Raw genomic sequence first — 4,854 nt, 5'->3', positions numbered from 1 at the left:
CTGGTGGTACGGGCACGTTGGGCGGGTTGGTGGCCCGGCATCTGGGTGCGACGGGCCGGGCTGATGCCCTGCTGCTGACCAGTCGTTCCGGTCCGGCTGCTGCCGGGGTGGCGGCTCTGGCTGCTGAACTGGCCTCGTCGGGGACGCAGGTGCGGGTGGTGGCCTGTGACGCCGCTGAACGTGACGCACTGGCCACGGTGGTCAAGGCCATCCCGGCCGAATACCCGTTGGCAACGGTGGTTCATACAGCGGGTGTTCTGGACGATGGTGTGATCGGGTCGCTGACTCCGGACCGGGTCGCGGCGGTGATGCGGCCCAAGGCCGATGGTGCCTGGAACCTGCACGAGCTCACCAGGGATCTGGACCTGGAGCATTTCGTCCTCTTCTCCTCGGCGGCCTCGGTGTTCGGCGCGCCAGGTCAGGGCAACTATGTGGCGGCCAACGCGTTCCTGGACGCGCTGGCGGCCGAACGCCGTGCGGCCGGGCTGGCCGGAACCTCGCTGGCCTGGGGGCTGTGGGCCGAGGCCAGTGCGCTGACCGGGCAGCTCACGGATGCGGAACGGTCCCGGATCAACCGCGGGGGCGTTGCCGCGCTGAACGCGGAGGACGGCCTGGCTCTGCTGGACCTGGCCCTGGCCCGTGACGAGGCCATGCTGGTCCCGGCTCGCCTGGATCTGGCGGGGCTGCGTGCCCAGGCTGCTCGTAGTACCGAGATTCCGTCGCTGTGGCGGGCTCTGGTCAGCGGTGGTGCGGGCCGGCGGACCGCGGCCTCCGGTACTGCCGCCGGAGCGGATTCGCTGCGCCGGCAACTGGCCGGTCTGTCCGCCCCCGACCGGGACCGGATGCTGACCGATCTGATCCGCACCCACGTGGCCGCCGTACTCGGACACACCTCTCTCGACGCGATCGAGTCCACCCGGGCCTTCACCGACCTGGGCTTCGACTCCCTCACCGCCGTCGAGCTGCGCAACCGGCTCAACACCGCCAGCGGACTGCGCCTGCCCGCCACCCTCGTATTCGACTACCCCAACCCGGCGGAGCTGGCCGAATTCCTGCGAGAAAAGCTTCTGCCGGAAATCGGGGACGAGGCAGACCCCGCAGAAGCGAAACTCCGGAATGCCCTCGCGTCCGTTCCGATTTCCAGGTTCCGCGAGGCCGGGCTGATGGAGGCATTGATGCAGCTCGCCGGCATCCAGGACGACGCCTTGGCGAAGGGCGGAAACGGAGAGGTCGAAGACATCGACGCGCTGGATGCCGAAAGCCTGATTCGCCTGGCCCTGGATAGCGAGACGGACTGAAGTTGATGATGCTCTATGCGTGGAGGAAGCGATGACTCAACCGGCTGACAAGCTTCTCGAAGCGCTGCGCGCCTCCCTTAAGGAAACTGAGCGGTTACGGCAGCGGAACCGGCAGCTTGCCTCGGCATCATCGGCACCGTTGGCGATCGTCGGGATGAGCTGCCGGTACCCGGGCGGAGTGGCCAGCCCGGAGGAACTGTGGGAGCTGCTGGCCGCGGGCGGGGATGCGATCTCGGGATTCCCGTCCGACCGAGGCTGGGACGCCGAGGACCTCTATGATCCGGACCCGGACCACCAGGGCACCTCATATGTGCTTGACGGCGGGTTCTTGCAGGGCGCGCCGGATTTCGACGCGGATTTCTTCGGCATCAGCCCGCGAGAGGCCCTCGCCATGGACCCGCAGCAGCGGCTGCTGCTGGAGGTGTCCTGGGAGGCGCTGGAGCGGGCCGGAATCGACCCTGCATCACTGCGGGGTTCCCAGACCGGTGTGTTCGTCGGTGTTGCCCCCTCCGATTACATCGCACACCCGTATCTGCAGAACATGGAAGGCCTCGAATGGCACCTCATGACCGGTGCCACGGGCAGCGTGATGTCGGGCCGTATTTCTTACCTGCTGGGGCTCCAGGGACCCGCCGTGTCGATCGACACGGCGTGTTCGTCGTCGCTGGTGGCGCTGCACCTGGCTTGCCAGGCGGTGCGGTCGGGAGAGTGCTCGCTCGCGGTGGCCGGCGGGGTCACGGTCATGTCCTCCCCGGCGGGGTTCGTCGGATTCTCCCGGCAGCGTGGTCTGGCGGAGGACGGGCGGTGCAAGGCGTTCTCGGCTGCCGCTGACGGCATGGGCATGGCCGAGGGCGTGGGCATGGTGGTGGTGGAGCGGCTGGCGGATGCCCGGCGGCTGGGACACCGGGTGCTGGCGGTGGTGCGCGGCTCCGCCGTGAACCAGGACGGTGCGTCCAACGGTCTGACCGCGCCGAACGGCCCCTCGCAGCAGCGAGTGATCCGGGCCGCCCTGGCCAACGCCCGGTTGTCGGCCAGGGACGTGGACGTGGTGGAGGCGCACGGTACGGGCACCACGCTCGGCGACCCCATCGAGGCACAGGCGCTGCTCACCACCTACGGCCAGGACCGGCCGGAGGAGCGGCCGTTGTGGCTGGGTTCGGTGAAGTCCAACATCGGACACACCCAGCAGGCGGCGGGCGTGGCCGGTGTGATCAAGATGGTGCTGGCGCTGCAGAACCAGCAACTGCCGCAGACACTGCACGTGGACGAGCCGTCGCCCCATGTGGACTGGTCGGCCGGCGAGGTGCAGCTGCTGACCGAACCTGTCCCGTGGCCCGCTGGTGAGCGTGCGCGGCGTGCCGGGGTGTCCTCGTTCGGCCTGAGCGGCACCAACGTTCACCTCATCCTGGAAGAAGCCCCGGCCGAGGACGCCGAGGGGGAGGAGGCTCCGGGCGAACCCACCGGTGAGCGGTCTGCCGTGCCCGCGGTCGTGGAGACCGACGGGGTCGGTGCGTGGGTGGTGTCGGGCCGTACGGCGGGCGGGCTGGCAGCACAGGCGGAGCGGCTGCGGGAGTGGGTTGCCGACCGCCCCGACCTGGATGTGCCCGACGTGGGTTGGTCGCTGGCGGCGTCGCGGTCGGTGTTCGACCACCGGGCGGTGGTGGTTGGCGCTGACCGCGGGGAGCTGGTGAGCGGTCTGGAGAGTCTGGCCGCCGGGGTGCCTGCGGGGTCGGTCGTGTCGGGTGTGGCACGGTCGGGTGCGAGGGTGGTGTTTGTCTTCCCGGGTCAGGGGTCTCAGTGGCTGGGGATGGGCCGTGAACTGGCCGAGTCCAGTCCGGTGTTCGCTGCCCGGCTGGCGGAGTGTGAGCGGGCGCTGGCGCCGTACGTCGACTGGTCGCTGACCGATGTCCTGGCTGGCGCACCGGGTGCTCCTGAGCTGGAGTCGGCGGATGTGGTCCAGCCGGCGCTGTGGGCGGTGATGGTCTCCCTTGCTGCGGTGTGGGAGGCGTCCGGTGTGACCCCGGACGCGGTGGTGGGTCACTCGCAGGGTGAGATCGCTGCGGCGACGGTGGCGGGGATGCTGAGCTTGGAGGACGGCGCCCGGGTGGTGGCGCTGCGCTCGCAGTCGCTGCGGGTGTTGTCGGGTGCCGGCGGGATGATGTCGGTGACTGAGCCGGCTGCCCGGGTAGAGGAGCGCCTGGGCCGCTGGGGCGGTCGGCTGTCGCTTGCGGCGGTCAACGGCCCGGCTGCCGTGGTGGTTTCCGGTGAGCCTGATGCTTTGCAGGAGTTGGCGCAGGAGCTGGAGGCCGAGGGCGTTCGGTCCCGGATGGTCGCGGTGGATTACGCCTCGCACTGCGCGCAGGTGGAGCAGTTGGAGGAGGAGATCCTCTCGGTCCTGGCCGGGGTGGCTCCGCGGGTGGGCCGGGTGCCGATGGTCTCGGCGATGACGGGCGAGACGCTGACCGGCACGGAGTTGGATGCCGGGTATTGGTACGGCAGCCTGCGCGCACCGGTGCACTTCGACCGGGCCGTACGCATCCTCTCGGGCATGGGTCACCAGGTGTTCATCGAGGTCTCCCCGCACCCGGTACTGATGGGGGCGGTGACCGACACTCTGGAGGTCGTCGCCCACGATGCGGGCCCGGGCACGATGGCGGGGGCGGTGTGCGGAACGCTGCGTCGCGACGACGGTGGAGCTACCCGCCTGATCACCTCGTTCGCCGAGGCGTTCGTCCACGGCGCCGGAGTGGACTGGACTGTGGTCCTGTCGGCCGGGCAGCGGGTGGAGCTGCCCACGTATGCCTTCCAGCATGAGCGGTTCTGGCCGAAGGCGGCGGGGCCGGTCCTCGGTGGGGACGCGGTGTCGCTGGGTTTGGGCGCTGTGGGTCATCCGCTGCTGGGCGCGGCGGTGGAGCTGGCCGGTGGTGCGGGTCTGGTGTGCACGGGTCGGTTGTCGGTGCGCTCGCATCCGTGGCTCGCCGATCATGTCGTAGGCGGGGTGGTGTTGCTGCCGGGCACGGGGTTCGTGGAATTGGTGGTCCGTGCCGGAGACCAGGTCGGGTGCGGCCTGGTGGAGGAGCTGACGTTGCAGGCGCCGTTGGTGGTGCCCAGCGATGGCAGCGGGGTGCAGGTCCAGGTTGTGGTGGCTGCGGCCGATGCCGATGGACGGCGTGGGGTGGAGGTCTTCTCGCGGCCCGACCAGCCCGGCGGCGAGCAGCCGTGGGTCCAGCACGCCAGCGCGCTGATCGTTCCCGCCGTGCCGGTGACGGGGGTGGAAGAGGACTTTGCGGTGTGGCCGCCGCGGGATGCGACCGCGGTGGACATCAGCGGGATGTACGAGGCTTTGGCGGCAGCTTCTTACAGTTACGGTCCGGCGTTCCAGGGTCTGCGGGCGGTCTGGCGCCGCGGTGAGGACGTATTCGCCGAGGTGGCACTGCCGGAGGACGTGGCGCAGGACGCGGGCTCGTTCGGCCTGCACCCGGCGCTGCTGGACGCGGTGTTGCAGGCGAGTGCGCTGGCCGGTGACAGCGGCGAGACCGCACAAGGCGAGGTACGG

2 protein-coding genes are annotated in these 4,854 nt (G+C 70.1%); both read left to right on the top strand.

Annotated elements, in window-relative coordinates:
• Positions 1–1,298, top strand: a 1,298-nt coding sequence (locus tag AQI88_RS42160; RefSeq protein WP_159050601.1) for a type I polyketide synthase, incomplete at its 5' end; no start/stop codon positions are given.
• Between the two features lie 31 nt (positions 1,299–1,329).
• Positions 1,330–4,854: type I polyketide synthase (locus AQI88_RS42155; RefSeq protein ID WP_159050600.1), on the top strand; the 3,525-nt coding region annotated here is incomplete at its 3' end.

Source organism: Streptomyces cellostaticus (genome assembly GCF_001513965.1).
Taxonomy (GTDB): Bacteria; Actinomycetota; Actinomycetes; order Streptomycetales; family Streptomycetaceae; genus Streptomyces; species Streptomyces cellostaticus.
Note: the sequence above shows the minus strand (reverse complement) of the source record. Positions and strands in the feature narration are given on the sequence as shown.